At 68.7% G+C, this 16,697-nt stretch carries 15 protein-coding genes; 5 read left to right on the top strand and 10 right to left on the bottom strand.

Features of this window, described 5'->3' with window-relative positions:
• Nucleotides 1-19: 19 nt before the first annotated feature.
• The 3 genes from ACZ7IB_RS00325 to panB form a co-directional block, all read right to left on the bottom strand.
• On the bottom strand, nucleotides 20-877 hold the full coding sequence (locus ACZ7IB_RS00325) for an ABC transporter permease (RefSeq protein ID WP_470907926.1): 858 nt from the start codon (nucleotides 875-877) through the stop codon (nucleotides 20-22).
• Nucleotides 874-1,896: an ATP-binding cassette domain-containing protein gene (locus tag ACZ7IB_RS00320; RefSeq protein ID WP_470907924.1), complete on the bottom strand. Its 1,023-nt coding sequence runs from the start codon at nucleotides 1,894-1,896 to the stop codon at nucleotides 874-876. The genes ACZ7IB_RS00325 and ACZ7IB_RS00320 overlap by 4 nt, the downstream gene beginning before the upstream one ends.
• Nucleotides 1,897-2,053: 157 nt before the next feature.
• Entirely contained in the window at nucleotides 2,054-2,941 is an 888-nt protein-coding gene (gene panB, locus ACZ7IB_RS00315) for a 3-methyl-2-oxobutanoate hydroxymethyltransferase (RefSeq protein WP_470907923.1), read from the bottom strand.
• A 178-nt stretch (nucleotides 2,942-3,119) separates the two neighbouring features.
• Between panB and ACZ7IB_RS00310 the strand changes: the two genes are divergently transcribed.
• The 3 genes from ACZ7IB_RS00310 to ACZ7IB_RS00300 all read left to right on the top strand — a co-directional run bounded on the left by ACZ7IB_RS00310 (nucleotide 3,120) and on the right by ACZ7IB_RS00300 (nucleotide 6,733).
• Entirely contained in the window at nucleotides 3,120-4,724 is a 1,605-nt protein-coding gene (locus ACZ7IB_RS00310; protein ID WP_470907922.1) for a DHA2 family efflux MFS transporter permease subunit, read from the top strand.
• 131 nt (nucleotides 4,725-4,855) lie between these two features.
• Nucleotides 4,856-5,536, top strand: a complete 681-nt coding sequence (locus ACZ7IB_RS00305; RefSeq protein WP_470908725.1) for a TetR/AcrR family transcriptional regulator — start codon at nucleotides 4,856-4,858, stop codon at nucleotides 5,534-5,536.
• A 165-nt stretch (nucleotides 5,537-5,701) separates the two neighbouring features.
• On the top strand, nucleotides 5,702-6,733 hold the full coding sequence (locus ACZ7IB_RS00300) for an endonuclease/exonuclease/phosphatase family protein (RefSeq protein ID WP_470907921.1): 1,032 nt from the start codon (nucleotides 5,702-5,704) through the stop codon (nucleotides 6,731-6,733).
• A gap of 45 nt (nucleotides 6,734-6,778) precedes the next feature.
• On the opposite strand, the gene ACZ7IB_RS00295 is transcribed toward ACZ7IB_RS00300, so the two are convergent.
• From ACZ7IB_RS00295 to ACZ7IB_RS00270, 6 genes are all read right to left on the bottom strand, one after another.
• The gene (locus tag ACZ7IB_RS00295; RefSeq protein ID WP_470907920.1) at nucleotides 6,779-7,396 is read right to left on the bottom strand and encodes a CPBP family glutamic-type intramembrane protease; all 618 of its coding nucleotides are present in this window, start codon (nucleotides 7,394-7,396) and stop codon (nucleotides 6,779-6,781) included.
• A 69-nt stretch (nucleotides 7,397-7,465) separates the two neighbouring features.
• The gene (locus tag ACZ7IB_RS00290) at nucleotides 7,466-9,220 is read right to left on the bottom strand and encodes an NAD+ synthase (RefSeq protein ID WP_470907918.1); all 1,755 of its coding nucleotides are present in this window, start codon (nucleotides 9,218-9,220) and stop codon (nucleotides 7,466-7,468) included.
• Between the two features lie 77 nt (nucleotides 9,221-9,297).
• Complete coding sequence (locus ACZ7IB_RS00285) at nucleotides 9,298-11,019, bottom strand: multicopper oxidase family protein (RefSeq protein ID WP_470907916.1); 1,722 nt, start codon at nucleotides 11,017-11,019, stop codon at nucleotides 9,298-9,300.
• 383 nt (nucleotides 11,020-11,402) lie between these two features.
• Complete coding sequence (locus ACZ7IB_RS00280) at nucleotides 11,403-11,828, bottom strand: CBS domain-containing protein (protein ID WP_470907914.1); 426 nt, start codon at nucleotides 11,826-11,828, stop codon at nucleotides 11,403-11,405.
• Nucleotides 11,829-11,955: 127 nt separating this feature from the next.
• Nucleotides 11,956-12,675 (bottom strand): DUF305 domain-containing protein, encoded by a 720-nt coding sequence (locus ACZ7IB_RS00275; RefSeq protein WP_470908724.1) that lies wholly within the window; start codon nucleotides 12,673-12,675, stop codon nucleotides 11,956-11,958.
• A 2-nt stretch (nucleotides 12,676-12,677) separates the two neighbouring features.
• A complete protein-coding gene (locus ACZ7IB_RS00270) occupies nucleotides 12,678-13,355 on the bottom strand; it encodes a DUF3105 domain-containing protein (RefSeq protein ID WP_470907912.1) in 678 nt (225 codons plus the stop codon).
• Nucleotides 13,356-13,600: 245 nt separating this feature from the next.
• Between ACZ7IB_RS00270 and glnA the strand changes: the two genes are divergently transcribed.
• The gene (glnA, locus tag ACZ7IB_RS00265) at nucleotides 13,601-14,962 is read left to right on the top strand and encodes a type I glutamate--ammonia ligase (RefSeq protein WP_093897617.1); all 1,362 of its coding nucleotides are present in this window, start codon (nucleotides 13,601-13,603) and stop codon (nucleotides 14,960-14,962) included.
• Nucleotides 14,963-15,202: 240 nt separating this feature from the next.
• On the top strand, nucleotides 15,203-15,499 hold the full coding sequence (locus ACZ7IB_RS00260; protein WP_470907910.1) for a GYD domain-containing protein: 297 nt from the start codon (nucleotides 15,203-15,205) through the stop codon (nucleotides 15,497-15,499).
• Between the two features lie 513 nt (nucleotides 15,500-16,012).
• On the opposite strand, the gene ACZ7IB_RS00255 is transcribed toward ACZ7IB_RS00260, so the two are convergent.
• Nucleotides 16,013-16,447 carry a VOC family protein gene (locus ACZ7IB_RS00255; RefSeq protein WP_470907908.1) on the bottom strand — a complete coding sequence of 145 codons (435 nt, stop codon included), beginning with the start codon at nucleotides 16,445-16,447 and terminating at the stop codon, nucleotides 16,013-16,015.
• Nucleotides 16,448-16,697 lie beyond the last annotated feature (250 nt).

Below are 16,697 nucleotides of genomic sequence, written 5' to 3'. Positions count from 1 at the left end.
ACCCCGGCCGGACCGCCGGTCAGGACTTCTTGCGGAACTTGGCGACCGCGAGCGGAGCCGTCACCGCGGTGATCGCCACTGCCCAGCCGAGCGTCAGCCACACCGAGTGGGCGACCGGCCCGCCGATCATCAGCCCGCGTGCCGCGTCCGCAAGATTGGACAGCGGGTTGTAGTCGGTGAACGCCTGGAGCCAGCCTGGCATCGTCGCGGTCGGGGCGAAGATCGAAGAGCCGAACTGCAGTGGAATGAGCACCAGCATCCCCAGTCCCTGAACCGCCTGGGCCGTCTTCAGGGACAGCCCGAGCAGGATGAAGATCCACATGATCGCGGCGCCGAACGCCGCCGAGAGACCGACCGCTGCGAGCAGGCCGAACACCGAGGTCTTCAGCTCCATGCCGAGCAGGAAGCCCATGCCGAGCAGGATCGCCGTGGCGACCATCATCCGGCCCAGCTCGACCACGATCTTCGCGATGAGGACCGAGGAGCGGGCGATCGGCATCGTCCGGAACCGGTCCATGACCCCCTTGCGGAAGTCGTCGTTGACACCGGTGCCGACCGCGGTGGCGATGTTCATGCCGATCATCGCCATCAGACCGGGGATCACGTAGTTGATGTACGTCTGCCGGTCACCGCCCAGGCTCGCGCCGATGGACCCGCCGAAGACGTACACGAACAGCAGAGTGAAGATGATGGGCATCAGCAGCACATCGAACATCGACTCCGGATCCTTCTTGATCTGGAGCAGATTGCGCCGCATCAGCGCCCCGATGTGCCGCATGTTGCCGCGCAGCCCGATCCGGCCCTCGCCGTCGGTCGTCCTCGGCCGAGCGGAAGCGGTGGCATCGGCGGGGGTGGGTTTCAGAGTCGTCGTGCTCATGCCGCGACCTCCTCGGGGATCGTGTCGGTGACGGAGGAGCTCTTCTCGCCGGTGATGGCCAGGAAGACCTCGTCCAGGCTGGGCAGCGCGGTGGCGACGTGCGCCAGCGAGAAGCCCCGGGTGCCGAGCAGGCCGATGACGGCCGTCAGCTGCTCGTCGCTGAGGATCGGTACGTACAGCAGTCCCTCGTCCGGGACGGCCTGCGCGCCCGCCACCCCGTCGAGTCCGGCCTCCCTGAGCGCGTGCGCCATCGCGGCCAGCTGCGCCGGGTGCGAGGGCCGGATCTGCAGGGTGCGGCCGCCGACCTTCGCCTTCAGCTCGTTCACCCCGCCACTGGCGATGATCCTGCCCTTGTCGATGACGGTGAGCTCATTGGCGAGTTGCTCGGCCTCTTCCATGTACTGGGTGGTGAGCAGGACGGTCGCCCCCTCCGCGACCATCCGCTGCACCTCGTCCCAGACCTCGTTACGGGTCCGGGGGTCGAGCCCCGTCGTCGGCTCGTCCAGATAGAGGACGGCCGGGCTGCCGATCATCGAGGCGGCCAGGTCGAGCCGGCGCCGCATGCCGCCGGAGTAGTCCATCGCGGCACGCTTGGCCGCGTCGGTGAGGGAGAACCGTTCCAGGAGCTCGTCGGCCCGGGACCGGGCGGTCTTGCGCGGCAGGTCGAGCAGCCGCCCGATCATGTAGAGGTTCTCCCAGCCGGAGAGCTTCTCGTCGACCGAGGCGTACTGCCCGGTCAGACCGATGGTGCGACGCAGCTGCCGGGGCTGCTTCACCACGTCGTAGCCCGCCACGGTGGCGTGTCCGGCATCGGGGATGATCAGGGTGGACAGGCAGCGTACGAGCGTGGTCTTACCGGCGCCGTTGGGGCCGAGCACACCGAGCACAGTGCCCTCGCGGACATCGAGGTCCACGCCGTCCAGAGCCTTGGTCGAGCCGTAGTGCTTGACCAGCCCCCGGACCTCGACGGCGTTCGGGCCGCTCCTGGGGTTCTTGTCGATTCGCGTCATGTCCACCATGGGACCAGGCGCCACCGACAGTCCACCGACAACAGGCCGACAGCCCGCCGATGGGGGATGCCGGCGGGCTGTCGGTGGTGCGGGCAGTGGCCCTGCCCAGGGCCTGATCAGCAGGATCGGCCCAAGGGCCTTTCCTGCCGGTCAGGCCCGGGTGGAACTAGTGGAAGGTGTGCTCAGGGGCCGGGAAGCTGCCTCCCACGACCTCCTCGGCGAACTCCTTCGCCGCGTCACCGAGCACCTTGCGCAGGTTCGCGTACTGCTTGGTGAAGCGCGGTACCTTGCCGCCGGTCAGCCCGACCATGTCGGTGTAGACCAGCACCTGGGCGTCCGTGTCGGGACCGGCGCCGATGCCGACGGTCGGAATCTGCAGGGTGCGGGTGACCTCGGCGGCCAGCTCGGCCGGTACGAGCTCCAGGACGACGGCGAACGCCCCCGCGTCCTGCACGGCCTTGGCGTCGCGCAGCAGCTGCTGGGCCGCCTCCTCGCCGCGGCCCTGCACCCGGTATCCCATCGCGTTGACGGACTGCGGGGTCAGACCGATGTGGGCCATGACCGGGATACCGGCGTCGACCAGCAGCCGGATCTGCTCGTGGCTGCGCTCACCGCCCTCCAGCTTGACCGCACCGACACCGGACTCCTTGATCAGCCGGGTTGCGTTGCGCAGGGCCTGGACGGGCCCTTCCTGGTACGCCCCGAAGGGCAGATCGGCGACGATCAGGGCGCGCTCGGTGCCCCGTACGACAGCGGCGGAAAGGATGGCGATCTCGTCCATCGTGACGGGCACGGTGGTCTCGTAACCGAGGTGACAGTTGCCCATGGAGTCGCCGACGAGCATGACCGGGATACCGGCCTCGTCGAAGACGGACGCGGTCATCGCGTCGTAGGCGGTGAGCATGGGCCACTTCTCACCGCGCTCGGTGGCGGCGGCGATGTCATGGATGGAGATACGGCGGGTGCTCTTGCCCCCGTACAGCGCCTTGCTGCTGTCGGTGGGGGCACCCGCGGGGGATGCGGCGGACTTGTTCTGCGCAGCCTGAAGCGACATTGCCAACGGCTCCTTCGTCATCTCGAGGCGCCCTGACGGCGTCCCCGGACCGGTTCCATGGTGGCATCCCGCGGCCGTCCGCGGGAAGTGGGCCCGCACACGTCCCCGGAAGGCGCCCACCCGGTAAAGACTTTATAATACGAGACGGTATCGTATCGAAATCATATAGGCTCCTGGCATGCCAATACCGTCGGGCGCTCGCGCCGCCCTGCCCCAGGTCCCCGAGGCGGTCCACCGCCGCCGTTGGGCGATCCTCGTCGTTCTGATGTTCAGCCTGCTCATCGTGGTACTGGACAACTCGATCCTGAACGTCGCGGTCAAGACCATCGCCAGCCCCGCACCCACCGGCCTCGGTGCCACCCAGAGCGAGCTGGAGTGGGCGATCAACGCCTACACGCTCGTTTTCGCCGGACTCCTCTTCACCGCGGGCCTGCTCGGTGACCGCATCGGCCGCAAGAAGGTGCTGCTCTTCGGCATCCTCCTCTTCGGCGTCGGTTCCGCCCTCGCCGCCATGTCCGGCTCGCCCGGCGAGCTGATCACCTGGCGTGCAGCGATGGGCTTCGGCGCGGCGTTCGTCATGCCGGCCACGCTCGCCGTCCTGGTGAACGTCTTCGAACGCGACGAGCAGCCCAAGGCCATCGGCATCTGGGCCGGCAGCGTCGGCCTCGCCATCGCCATCGGCCCGGTCACAGGCGGACTGCTGCTCGAACACTTCTGGTGGGGCTCGATCTTCCTGGTCAATGTGCCCGTGGTGATCGTCGCGCTGATCGCGATGGCGGTGCTGGTGCCGGACTCCAAGGACCCGAACCCGGGCCGGACCGACCCGCTCGGTGTCATGCTGTCCATCGTCGGTCTGGTCCTGCTGGTGTACGGCATCATCCGCGGCGGCCAGCTCGCCGACTTCGCCGACCCCACCGTGCTCCTCTCGATCACCGGCGGTCTGGTCGTCCTGGCCGCATTCGTCCGGCACGAGAAGCGCACCAGCCACCCGGCCATCGACATCTCGTACTTCAAGGAGCCGTCGTTCGCCGCGGCCGTTGCCGCAATAGCGCTCGTCTTCTTCGCGCTGATGGGCGTGACCTTCTTCTCCGCCTTCTACATGCAGAGCGTGCGCGGCTGGAGCGCGCTGCAGGCCGGCCTGCTGATCCTGCCGCTGGCCGCCGCCCAGATGATCTTCGCGCCGCGGGCCCGGCTGGTCGTCGAGCGGTTCGGCGCCCGCGTGGTCTGCACCGTCGGCATGCTGCTGGTCGCGCTCGGCCTCGCGGCGTTCGCGCTGTTCGACGCCACCACGCCGGTCTGGGTGCTGTGCGTGCTCTTCTTCGTCCAGGGCACGGGCATGGCGCATGTGATGACGCCGGTCACGGTCTCGGTGATGCAGGCACTGCCAAGGGAGAAGGCCGGTTCCGGATCGGCCGTCAACAACACGTTCCGGCAGGTCGGCGGGGCGCTCGGCATAGCAGTGCTCGGCTCGGTGCTCTCCACCGTCTACCGCGGCGACATCGAGGGGCACCTCGATGCGCTCCCGGCCGGTGTCAGGGAGGCCGCGGGGGAGTCGATCGAGGCGACGCTCGGCATCGCGGACAAGCTGGGCCCGGCGGGTGCCCCGCTGGTCGCCGCGGCGAACGACGCGTTCCTGAAGGCGATGCATGTCACCGCCATCGGTTCGGCGACCATCGCTCTGGTGGGCGCTCTCGTGGTCGCGATGTTCCTGCCGGGGAAGACGCCCGCCGGACAGAAGTCCGGCGAGGGCGAACGGTCGGTACGTGCCGGGGCGGGCCGGTGACAGCCACGGCCCCGGAGAGCCGAAAACTCCGCCCCAGGGTTCCGGGCGGCCCCCGGAACCCTGGGGCGGCTCACAGAGGCACCGCCGGCGTGGGCGAGAATCGGAACGGCGGACGGTGCGGCGAGAGGTGGATTCACGTGCAGGCAGAGGCACAGGTACAGGGCCAGGACTGCCCGGTCCGGGAGGATCCGGAACCGCGAAGGGGCCGGCCGCGCAGTGCGGCGGCCGAGCGGGCGATCCTGGACGCCGTCGTCGAACTGCTGGAGGCCGGTGAGCCCCTCGCCGGCCTGTCCATCGAGCGGATAGCCCGGACCGCCGGGGTCGGCAAGGCGACCATCTACCGGCGATGGAGCGGCAAGGAGGAGCTCTTCGTCGATGTCCTGCGAGACATCGAGCCCCCGGAACCCACCGTCTCCGGCACCGCCGGACTCGACGACCTGCGGCTGCTGCTGGAGTCACTGCGCAGGCGCGGCCTGGCCCAGCGCTCCTCCGTCCTGCTCCACAACGTCTTCGCGCAGATGAAGAGCCACCCCAAGCTGTGGTCCGAATACCAATGCACCGTCATAGCCCCCCGCCGCGCCGCCATGCTGGCCGCCGTGCAGCGGGCGGTCGACGCCGGGGAGCTCCGCGGAGACCTGGACGTGGAACTGATGGACGACCTGTTCCTGGGGCCCATGCTCGTGCGCACCATTCACCGGCCCGAAGCGCCGCTGCCCGAGGATCTCGCCGACAGCATCATCCAGGTTCTGACCGAGGGCCTCGCCCCCCGGCCCGCCGCCGACGACCGACACCCCGGACCCGCCCGAGTGTGATCGTTCTGTCACAAGCCCCCGCAGATCCTTCCTGGTCGGAACCCGCCGGACCCCGTCCTTCGTCCTCGTGGCAGTACAGCCGTCGTGGACGGCAGGAAACACGCCGCCCATCGCCTAGGGTCGAGGGCGCGGCGACATGCACGGCAAGGCAGTGAGGACAGCGCGATGGTGCAGGCGTACGGAGCGGACACCGGGAACGACCGTGCGGAGCCGCGGCGCACCGGGGCCGGATCCCGTTTCCGGGACCTGCGCGACAGATGGACCCGCGACAAGGGCATCTGGCGGCGCGGAATCGTCCTTGCCGTCTGCGCGGTCCTCCTCACCCTCGTGATGGTCTTCCACGCCGACATCCCGAACACCATCGGCAACCTGGGCAGCCTCACCGAGACGTTCCTGCCGTGGATCGGCGTGTTCATCCCGCTGCTGCTGATTCTGGGCCTGGTGCGCCGCTCGGCGACCGCGCTGATCGCCTTGCTGCTGCCGGTCGTGGTCTGGCTCAATCTCTTCGGCGGGCTGATGCTCTCCGACAAGTCGGGCAGCGGCGGCGACCTCACCGTGGCCACCCACAACGTCAACGCCGACAACCCCGACCCCGCGGGCACCGCCCGGCAGGTCGCGGACTCCGGTGCCGACATCATCGCCCTGGAGGAGCTGCCGAGCGGCAAGGTGTCGGCGTACGAGGCGGCGCTCGCCGACCGCTTCCCGTACCACTCGGTGCAGGGGACCGTCGGTCTGTGGAGCAAGTACCCGATGAGCGACACCCGGCCGGTCGACATCAAGATGGGCTGGACCCGGGCGATGCGTTCCACGGTGACGACGCCCAAGGGTGAGGTCGCCGTCTACGTGGCCCATCTGCCGTCCGTTCGGGTCAAACTGCACGCCGGATTCACCGCCAACCAGCGCGACGACAGCGCGGACGCCCTGGGCGAGGCCATCGCCGACGAACGGCTCGGCAAGGTGATCCTGCTCGGTGACCTCAACGGCACGATGAACGACCGCTCGCTCAACGAGGTCACCTCCCAGATGAGGTCCACCCAGGGCGCGGCCGGCGACGGGGTCGGCTTCAGCTGGCCGGCGTCGTTCCCGATGGCACGGATCGACCAGATCATGGTGAAGGGCGTCGAGCCGATGTCGTCGTGGACGCTCCCGGCGACGGACAGCGACCACCTTCCGATCGCGGCGCGCGTGGAGCTGTGACCGGCGGCCGGTCCGGTTCCAGCGGGCTCGGGGGCGTTCAGTGCCTCACCCCCGGTCGGTCCGGGTGCCGGGAAGCGCGAGCCTGCCCGTACGGGCGAGGACGACAACCAAGGCGGCCATGGCCAGCCAGCCGGGCCAGCCCGCGAGGCTCATATGCAGCGGCTCCAGCGGGGCGTCCGGTTCGGCGAACTCCCTGACCATGCTCACGCTGGCCGAGCTGACGAAGGCATGGCCGACCACCGCCGGTACCACCGATCCGGAGGCCAGCCGCAGCCAGGTGAAGACCGGCAGCGCGAGGCCGCAGCTCACCAGCATCGCGGGCACGGCGACGTACCACGGCTCACCGGGGTACTGCCCGCCCATCAGCAGGGTCGGCAGGTGCCAGAGCGCGAAGGCGGCACCCGTGCCCAGATAGGCGCGCAACGCACGCGTGGTTCCCTTCCCCTGAGCGAGCCGGGGGAGCAGATACCCCTGCCAGCCCAGTTCCTCACCGAAGAACAGCGGCAGGGACAGCAGCATCTGTACGAGCGCCGTTCCGGCCCAGGCGGTCGCCCCGCTCCAGCTCACACCCTCGAAGGGATAGACACCCGCCGCCGTGCCGATGGCGAGCGTCGCGACGGTGAGACCGGCCGGGACCGCGACGGCCGTCAGCAGCCACCCCACCGCACGGGGCCACGGCTCGGAAGACGCAGCGCGAGCGCGTCGCGCACCCGGCTGGTCACCCGGTCCCGGTCACCCCGACTCGCGCCACCGATTGGTGATCGGCAGCCGCCGGTCCTTGCCGAAGCCCTTCGGGGAGATCTTCGTGCCCGGCGGGTACTGCCGCCGCTTGTACTCCGCCGTGTCCACCATCCGCAGCGTCTTCATGACCAGCGCCTCGTCGAACCCGGCCGCGACGATTTCGTCCAGGCCCTGGTCCCGGTCGACGTACAGCTCCAGGATCCGGTCCAGTACGTCGTAGTCGGGCAGCGAGTCCGTGTCGACCTGTCCCGGGCGCAGCTCGGCGCTGGGCGGCTTGGTGATGGACGCCTCCGGGATCGGAGGGGTCTGCCCGCGTTCCTCGGCGGCGCGGTTGCGCCACTTCGCGAGGCGGAAGACCGACGTCTTGTAGACGTCCTTGATCGGGCCGTACGCCCCGACCGAGTCGCCGTAAAGCGTCGAGTAGCCGACCGCCAGCTCGGATTTGTTGCCCGGCGCGAGGACGATCTGGCCCTCCTGGTTGGAGACGGCCATCAGCATCGTGCCGCGCAGCCGGGACTGGAGGTTCTCCTCGGCAAGGCCGGTGAGCCCCAGCGAGCCCATGTACGCGTCGAACATCGGCTCGATCGGTACGGTGCGGAAGTTCAGCCCGGTACGGCGGGCCAGCTCGGCCGCGTCGCCCTTGGAGTGGTCCGAGGAGTACTTCGACGGCATCGAGATGCCGTACACGTTCTGTGCGCCCAGCGCGTCGCAGGCGATGGCCGCGACCAGCGCCGAGTCGATCCCGCCGGAGAGTCCGATCAGCACACTGCTGAAGCCGTTCTTGGCGGCGTAGGCACGCAGGCCCACGACCAGCGCCGAGTACAGCTCCTCGTCGTCGTCGAGCCGCTCCGCGTAACCGCCGGTCAGCTCCGTGTCGTACGCCGGGAGGGGCTCCTCGCAGAGCACCACGTGGTCGATCCGCAGCCCGTCGTTCACGACACCGGACGGCGCCTCGGCCGCGGCGGCCGGCAGGTCGAGGTCGAGGACGACGCTGCCCTCGGCGAACTGCGGGGCGCGGGCGATCACTTCGCCGTTCCGGTCGACGACGATCGAGTCGCCGTCGAAGACCAGCTCGTCCTGGCCGCCGATCATCGCCAGATACGCGGTCGTGCAGCCGGCCTCCTGGGCCCGCTTGCGGACCAGTTCCAGCCGGGTGTCGTCCTTGTCCCGCTCGTACGGCGAGGCGTTGATCGACAGCAGCAGCCCGGCGCCGGCGGCCCGCGCGGCCGGCACCCGGCCGCCGTCCTGCCAGAGGTCCTCGCAGATCGCGAGCGCCACATCGACGCCGTGGACCCGCACGACCGGCATCGAGTCGCCCGGCACGAAGTACCGGAACTCGTCGAAGACACCGTAATTGGGGAGGTGGTGCTTGGCGAAGGTCAGCGCGACCTGCCCGCGGTGCAGCACCGCGGCGGCGTTCTGCGGGGCGCCGGCGGGCTGCCCGTAGCGCGGCTGGGCCGTCTCGGAGCGGTCGAGGTAACCGAGGACGACCGGCAGCTCCCCGAAGCCCTCCGCGTCGAGACGGGCGGCGAGCGCGCGCAGTGCCTGACGCGAGGCCTCGACGAAGGACGACCGCAGGGCCAGGTCCTCGACGGGGTAGCCGGTCAGCATCATCTCGGGGAACGCCACCAGATGGGCGCCCTGTTCGGCGGAGTGCCGGGTCCAGTGGACGATCGCCTCGGCGTTGCCGGAGAGATCACCGACGGTCGAGTCGATCTGATTCAGTGCGAGGCGTAGTTGAGGCACGCGCACCAGTGTAATCGTCTGACTGACGCAATGTCCTGGCGGGCCGCGCAATCGCGGAGCCGCCCGCCAGGAACGGGTCAGTGGTGGTAGCCGACGACCGTCATCATGCCCACGTCCGAGTGGTAGATGTTGTGGCAGTGGAGCATCCACAGACCCGGGTTGTCCGCGTCGAACTCGACGGCCATTGAGCTGTGCGGCCGGACGATCACGGTGTCCTTGCGCGCCCACGCGGCCTGCCCCCGCCGGGAGGCCCGGCGCTCCGGCCCGGCGGGTCCCACCAGGCCGAACGAGTGCCCGTGCAGATGGACGGGGTGCCACATCGACGTGACGTTGTAGAACTCCAGCCTGACCCGCTCGCCCGCCCTGACCGGATGGCGCTGTCCGGGGTTGTACGGCTTGCGGTCGAAGGCCCAGTCGTACGCTCTCATGCTGCCGGTCAGCTTGAACCGCAAGGTCCGGTCGGCCTTGCGGACGGACAGCGCCACGGATTCGTCCGGCGACAGGTCGAACGCCTCCACCAGCTTTCCGTCCAGCTCCTTCGGCCGTACGGAGGCGGTGGGCGCCGTGCCCTTTCCGGTGCGGAGCAGGGCCAGCGCCGACGCCCGCTTGCCCTCGGCGAGCGCGGTCAGCGGGAACACCCCGTCCCCGGCGGTGACCACCACGTCGTACCGCTCACCCATGCCCAGCAGCAGGGCGTCCGTCGTGGTGTGCCGGACCGGGTAGCCGTCGGTGTGGGTGATCGTCATCCGGTGGCCGCCGAGCGCGACACGGAAAGCGGTGTCGCCGCCCGCGTTGATGATGCGAATCCGGATCCGGTCGCCGGGTTTGGCGGTGAAGGAGGTGGGGGCCTTCGGGATGCGGCCGTTGATCAGGTAGTGCGGGTAGTCGACATTGCCCCCGTGGCTGTCGAGCAGTTCGCTGAACGAGTTCTTCATGACACGGGAGGGCCCGGAGCGGCGCTTGGCGGACTTGGGGGACTTGGGGGAACCTCCGTGCCCGGTGTCGCCCGAATCGCTCTTGTCGTCCATGCCGCTCTTGTCGCCCATGCCGGCATGGCCCATCCCGTGGCCCATGCCGCCCCGGCCCCCGCTGAGTTCGTCGAGCACCCCGTCCGGCGTGGAGCCGTCCACCCCGTCGACCCAGTCGTCGAGGACGACGACCCACTCCTTGTCGTACTTGAGGGGCTCCTTGGGATCGTCGACGATCAGTGGCGCGTACAGACCGCGGTCCTGCTGGACGCCCGTGTGCGGATGGAACCAGTACGTTCCCGGGTGCGGCACCTTGAAGCGGTACGCGTACTCGGCGCCCTGCTTGATGGGCGGCTGGGTCAGGTCGGGTACGCCGTCCATGTTGTTGCGCACATTGAGCCCGTGCCAGTGCAGGCTGGTCGTCGCCGGAAGGTGGTTGGCGAGGGTGAGCGCCAGGCTGTCGCCGACCGCGACCCGGAGTTCCTTGCCGGGCAGCCGGCCTTCGTAGGCCCAGGAACTGACGACGAGCCCGCCACCCAGATCGAGGCGGGACGGGGTGGCGGTGAGGTGGATCTTGTGTTCGGGGCCGTGGCCCCGCTTGGCCTCGGCCGCGGCGACCTCCTCCCCGTCGGGGGTGACGTACTCGCCCCTGGGCTGGGGGGCGGTCCCGTGGTTCGCACCGCCGTGGCTCGTGCCGCCGGCGTTCGCGCCGCCGGCCTTCGTACCGCTGCGGGCCGTGTCGGATTCGCCGGAGCAGGCGGCCAGGACTGCCGTACCGGCAGTGGCGACAGCGGCGCCGAGCACGGCGCGTCGGGTGGGTGGAGTACGCATGGCGGAAGCACCTCGGGGTGTTGTCGGTATTTCGGTCTGCTGGGGGAGGGGGAGGCACCCCTCCTATATGCACAGCACCGACAACGAAGCGAGATGGGCCCGGCCCGGCCGGGAAACCGGCCCCGCGGTCGGCGACACCCGCGCCACGACGCCCCTGAGGAGGTGAGCGATCCCGATGAGCAGCACAACGGACAGCGACAACTGTCCGTATGTCGCACATCTACTCAGGGTCATGTCGAGCACCCTACCCCCACCCCGTATGCGCCGCGCGCGGAAACGTATCGCCGCAGCAATACAGGGCCCGGTGGCGAGAACGCACAGCGACCCGGCACCCCTCGTGGGCAAGGGGCACCGGGTCATTGGGCTGGGTGATCGTGGACCGGTCAGCCGGGGGCGTAGACCTTCTCCACCCAGTGGGCGATCTGCTCGTCGGAGAGGTGATGCGCCAGGTCGGCTTCGCTGATCATGCCGATCAGCCTCTTGTTCTCGACCACGGGAAGCCGGCGGATCCGATGGGTCTGCATCTCCTCCAGAACCATGTCCACACCCGCCTCCGCGTCGATCCAGCGAGGGGTGCCCTGGGCGAGGTCGCCTGCGGTCATCTTCGACGGATCGTGTCCCATCGCCACACAGCCGACCACGATGTCGCGGTCCGTGAGTATGCCGATCATCCGGTCCTGTTCGCCTTCGGCCGAGATGGGCAGCGCACCCACTTTGTGGTCGCGCATCAGCTGTGCGGCGCGGTCGAGTGTCTCGTGCGCGGGGATCCACGTGGCCCCGGTGTGCATGATGTCCTTGGCGGTGGTCATGAGGGATTCCTCCTGCGTGCCGGTGGGCATGCTGTACGACCCCGAGCGAACCCATCGTCATGGGCCCGTTCGGGGCACGCGACCGCTATCACCCGTTCGGGTGCATATGCGGCTCGGAGGGAATCTTTCAGGACCGGGGCTTCGCGCCTCGTGCCGCCAGCATCCGGGCCATCATGTCCAGCTCGGACTGCTGGGCCTCGACCATTCCCTGGGCCAGCCGCTTCTCCACCTTCACCGTGCACAGCCGGGCGCAGCCGCGGGCCATGTCGATGCCGCCCTTGTGGTGGTCGGTCATCAGCTGGAGGTACAGGATCTCGGCCTTCTTGCCGTTCGCCCTGCGGAGCCGGTCCAGCTCGGTCCTGGTGGCCATACCGGGCATGAGGGAGCCGTCATGGGCCCGGAAACCGGCGGCCCCCGTGCCCGCCATCCCGTCCATTCCTTCCATGCCGTCCATCGTGTGTCCCTCGTGCCCCGCCGCCATCCAGGCCATCGGCTCCTGCCCGGCGGCCGCCTTCGGCAGCTCCCACAGGTCCAGCCAGCCGAGCATCATGCCCCGCTGGTTGGCCTGCGTATTGGCGATGTCGTACGCGAGACGGCGTACCTCCTCGTCCTTCGTACGGTCACGCACGATGAAGGACATCTCGACGGCCTGCTGATGGTGAACCGCCATGTCGCGGGCGAAACCGGCGTCCGCCGAGTCCACCACGGGTGTGCGCGGGGCGGGCGCGGCGGCGTGGTCCGCGTGGTCGTCCCGCGCGGAGGCGACCGTCGCCACCCCCGCGAACAGCAGCGCGAGCACGACGGCGGAGCCCGCCACCCACTGGATGCGCCGGTCGCGTTTCACCACGGTCACTGGGCCCCCAGCCCGCCCGTGCACGCGGCACCGGGCTCGGGCGTCTGCGGCCCCTGGACGAACTCGGCGAAGAACTGGTCGACCCGCCGGTCGTCGGCGCTGTCCACCGTCACCTGATTGCCCCAGGCACTCAGCATGATCGTCCCGGCCTGGCCCTCGTACGGGCTCATCAGCGAGTACGGTGTCCTGCCGACCCGCTCGGCCAGCTTCGCCACATCGGCGTCCGAGGCCTTGTCCGTGTACGTCACCCACACCGAACCGTGCTCCAGCGAGTGCACGGCGTTCATGTCGGGGATCGGCTTTTTGTATACCTCGCCGTCGCAGTTCATCCATACGGGGTTGTGGTCACCGCCGACCGGGGGCTTCATCGGGTACGTGACCGGCGTGGTGACGTGGTTGCGGGTCAGCTTCTTCGCGTCCCACGTCTTCAGCCCCTCGATCGGCTCGGTGGCGAGCTTCTTCTGCTCGGCCGCGGACGCCTTGACATCGTCCGCCTGAACGGCCTTCTTCTTCTCCGACGCCTCGGACTTGTCCAGCACCATGTACGAGCCGAAGCCGACCAGGCCCACGACGACGAGGACGCTCAGGCTTATGGCCAGGACACGGTTGCGGCGCTCCCGCGCGCGGTCGGCGTTGCGCATGTGCTCTATGCGGGTCCTGCGGTCGAAGCTCATGTCGTCAGGTCCTTCTGCAAAGGGGCGGGAAGGGACAAGAAGCGGTCGGGAAAACCAGTGCGTACCGGGCAGTTGCGAAGCCGCTCCGCCCCGTGCACACCATGGGCGCCGATCGTAGTGGGTGGCCGGGTGCTCCATGTCACGTCGTGTGCGTAATCTGGGTGAAATCCCGGGTCGTGATACTGGAGCTTCTCCCCTACCCCCGGCGGTGGTGCACGGACCGTCTGAACTGCAAGGATGTGGCTATGGACAAGCAGCAGGAATTCGTCCTCAGGACGCTTGAGGAGCGCGACATCCGCTTCGTACGGCTGTGGTTCACAGATGTGCTCGGCTACCTCAAGTCCGTTGCCGTGGCCCCCGCCGAGCTGGAACAGGCGTTTGACGAGGGCATCGGCTTCGACGGCTCGGCCATCGAGGGCTTCGCCCGGGTGTACGAGTCCGACATGATCGCCAAGCCGGACCCGGGTACGTTCCAGATCCTGCCGTGGCGCGCGGAGGCCCCCGGCACGGCCCGGATGTTCTGCGACATCCTGATGCCCGACGGTTCGCCGTCCTTCGCGGATCCGCGCTATGTCCTCAAGCGCATCCTCGCCAAGACCTCCGACCTGGGCTTCACCTTCTACACCCACCCGGAGATCGAGTTCTTCCTGCTGAAGGACAAGCCGGTCGACGGCAGCCGCCCCACCCCCGCCGACAGCTCCGGCTACTTCGACCACACCCCGCAGAACGTCGGCATGGACTTCCGCCGCCAGGCGATCACCATGCTCGAATCGATGGGCATCTCGGTCGAGTTCAGCCATCACGAGGGCGCCCCCGGCCAGCAGGAGATCGACCTGCGGTACGCGGACGCGCTCTCCACCGCCGACAACATCATGACCTTCCGCCTGGTGATGAAGCAGGTCGCGCTGGAGCAGGGCGTGCAGGCGACGTTCATGCCGAAGCCGTTCTCCGAGTACCCCGGCTCGGGCATGCACACCCACCTCTCCCTCTTCGAGGGCGACCGCAACGCCTTCTACGAGTCGGGCGCCGAGTACCAGCTGTCCAAGGTCGGCCGCTCCTTCATCGCCGGTCTGCTCACCCACGCCGCGGAGATCTCCGCAGTGACGAACCAGTGGGTCAACTCCTACAAGCGCATCTGGGGCGGCTCCTCCCGTGCCGCGGGCGCCGGCGGCGAGGCCCCCTCGTACATCTGCTGGGGCCACAACAACCGTTCCGCGCTCATCCGTGTCCCGATGTACAAGCCCGGCAAGACCGGTTCCGCCCGCGTCGAGGTCCGCTCCATCGACTCCGGCGCCAACCCCTACCTGACGTACGCGGTGCTGCTCGCCGCGGGCCTCAAGGGCATAGAGGAGGGCTACGAACTCCCGGCCGGCGCCGATGACGACGTCTGGGCCCTGTCCGACGCCGAGCGCCGCGCGATGGGCATCGAACCCCTGCCGCAGAACCTCGGCGAGGCGATCTCGCTGATGGAGAAGAGCGAACTGGTCGCCGAGACGCTCGGCGAGCACGTCTTCGACTTCTTCCTGCGCAACAAGAAGCAGGAGTGGGAGGAGTACCGCAGCGAGGTTACGGCCTTCGAGCTGAAGGCACTGCTGCCGGTGCTGTAATCGCAGGTCAGCCGCATTGCGGCGACGCAGTGACGATCCGGGCCAGAGGCGTCGTGTCTCTGGCCCGGAGTCCGTTCAGGTCGGCGCGGCTGTTGTGCGAGCGCCTCGATGGTTCCGACCACCGTGATCAACCGCCTGTGGCCGCCCGTATTGCTCGTTCGGGTGCGTACCTCGTGCGGGCTTCAGTCCTGATGTCCAGGATTGACCTCGCGACCTGTTTCCTCGTGAGGGTGGAAGAACATGCCGACGTACGTCACGTTGCTGAACTGGACCGATCAAGGGATCCGGAATTGCAAGGACACCGCGAAGCGCGCCGAGGACTTCGGCGCAGCGGCACAGAAGCTCGGGGCGAAGCTGCTGAACATCTACTGGACCGTCGGTCCGTACGACCTCGTGGCCGTCGTCGAGGCGCCCGACGACGAAACCGCTACCGCAGTACTCCTACAGCTCGGCGGAGTGGGCAACGTCCGTACGACGACTCTGCGGGCCTTCGGTCGAGAAGAGATGGATCGCATCATCGGCAAGACCGCCGGCTGACGACTTCCACTCACTGCAAGCGAAGGCCTCCGGCGAGTTGGCTGAGCAGCCCGCCTTACAAGTCTGCTGGGGTCCTGAGCCGGCCACCTGCGTACATGCCAGGTCTACCACCTGCCCGGTCGGCGTCATCGGAGCGCCGTGGACGGCTGTGAACTGCGCTGAGTGAGACGGGGCCTGATACGGCCCAGCCCGGCTGTTCCGCCTCGCCTTGCGCGTACTTCTTCTTGCCCTGGGTCTTGTCGGGGATCTCGAGGACCTGCGTTTATGCAGTTCCAGGGCGGGGCCACGGCCGCCTGAGTGGTCGTCATTGGCCGTTGTCGGCGGCTGCCGAGCGGCCTCGGACGGCCCAGAGACGGCCCAGGCGACGAGCTGCAGCCACTGTTGTTCCCCGCAGCGTATGGCACGGCCGGCATCTGATCCGTAGCTCCAGGCCTTGCCCGGCGGACCATGTGACCAGTCGGCGTTGTCTCGTTGTTCGCGTTGAGGGCGCGGGGTCCTGTCCCTGTCGACCCATCACGCAGAGGCTGCACCGACGCAAAACTCATTGCCCTCCGGGTCTGCCATCAACACATGGTGCCCGTCGAACCTATCGAGGATGGTCCCGCCCGCCTGCACCAGGCGTTCGGACTCTGCCTTGATCCGCGCCCATCGCTCGTCCGGGCCGCCGTGCCCCGGCACTCGAACGTCGATGTGGAGCCGGTTCTTTGCCGTCTTGGGCTCAGGAACCTTGAGGATGCACAAGCGGGGGCCGACGCCGTCGGGATCGCAGAGCCACGCGCCGTCGTCCACGGAGTCGTCCTCCGGCAGGTCGAAGTGCGCGAACCACTCCGCGCGTGTTTTGAAGGGAGCCGGCGGTGGCTCGTCGACATAGCCGAGGGCCGTCTTCCAGAAAACGGCAAGGGGCTGTGCGTCCGCACAATCAAGCGTCAGGTCGATTCTTGCTGCCATGGGGGGACCGTACTGCGCGCCTCTGACAGTCGGGCCATGGCCGAAGGAGCGGGTATCGGCAAATTATGGTCTGAGCCGGAGTCGGATCGAGGCGACGGTGCCGTGAAAGACGTAAGTCCTCTTGTCGTAGCGGGTGGTTGTGCCACAAGGCGCCATGGAGTCGAGTGAGGTGAGAGAGCTTCACCGCTGGGTCGTCGCAGCAACTTGGCTGATGCGGGGGGAAGTTCGGCTCGGGGAATGCCGAGTCGGG

The sequence above is a fragment of the Streptomyces sp. NPDC037301 genome, from assembly GCF_055602785.1.
The sequence above is the reverse complement of the archived record's forward strand: the minus strand, read 5'-3'. Positions and strand labels throughout refer to the sequence as shown.

Excerpts from the sequence above, each read along its gene's own strand:
- ACZ7IB_RS00280 (WP_470907914.1), bottom strand. The coding sequence starts at position 11,828 with ATGACCACCGCCAAGGACATCATGCACACCGGGGCCACGTGGATCCCC.
- ACZ7IB_RS00255 (WP_470907908.1), bottom strand. The coding sequence starts at position 16,447 with ATGGCAGCAAGAATCGACCTGACGCTTGATTGTGCGGACGCACAGCCC.
- ACZ7IB_RS00300 (WP_470907921.1), top strand. The coding sequence starts at position 5,702 with ATGGTGCAGGCGTACGGAGCGGACACCGGGAACGACCGTGCGGAGCCG.
- ACZ7IB_RS00270 (WP_470907912.1), bottom strand. The coding sequence starts at position 13,355 with ATGAGCTTCGACCGCAGGACCCGCATAGAGCACATGCGCAACGCCGAC.
- ACZ7IB_RS00310 (WP_470907922.1), top strand. The coding sequence starts at position 3,120 with ATGCCAATACCGTCGGGCGCTCGCGCCGCCCTGCCCCAGGTCCCCGAG.
- ACZ7IB_RS00285 (WP_470907916.1), bottom strand. The coding sequence starts at position 11,019 with ATGCGTACTCCACCCACCCGACGCGCCGTGCTCGGCGCCGCTGTCGCC.
- ACZ7IB_RS00260 (WP_470907910.1), top strand. The coding sequence starts at position 15,203 with ATGCCGACGTACGTCACGTTGCTGAACTGGACCGATCAAGGGATCCGG.
- glnA (WP_093897617.1), top strand. The coding sequence starts at position 13,601 with ATGGACAAGCAGCAGGAATTCGTCCTCAGGACGCTTGAGGAGCGCGAC.
- panB (WP_470907923.1), bottom strand. The coding sequence starts at position 2,941 with ATGTCGCTTCAGGCTGCGCAGAACAAGTCCGCCGCATCCCCCGCGGGT.
- ACZ7IB_RS00320 (WP_470907924.1), bottom strand. The coding sequence starts at position 1,896 with ATGGTGGACATGACGCGAATCGACAAGAACCCCAGGAGCGGCCCGAAC.
- ACZ7IB_RS00325 (WP_470907926.1), bottom strand. The coding sequence starts at position 877 with ATGAGCACGACGACTCTGAAACCCACCCCCGCCGATGCCACCGCTTCC.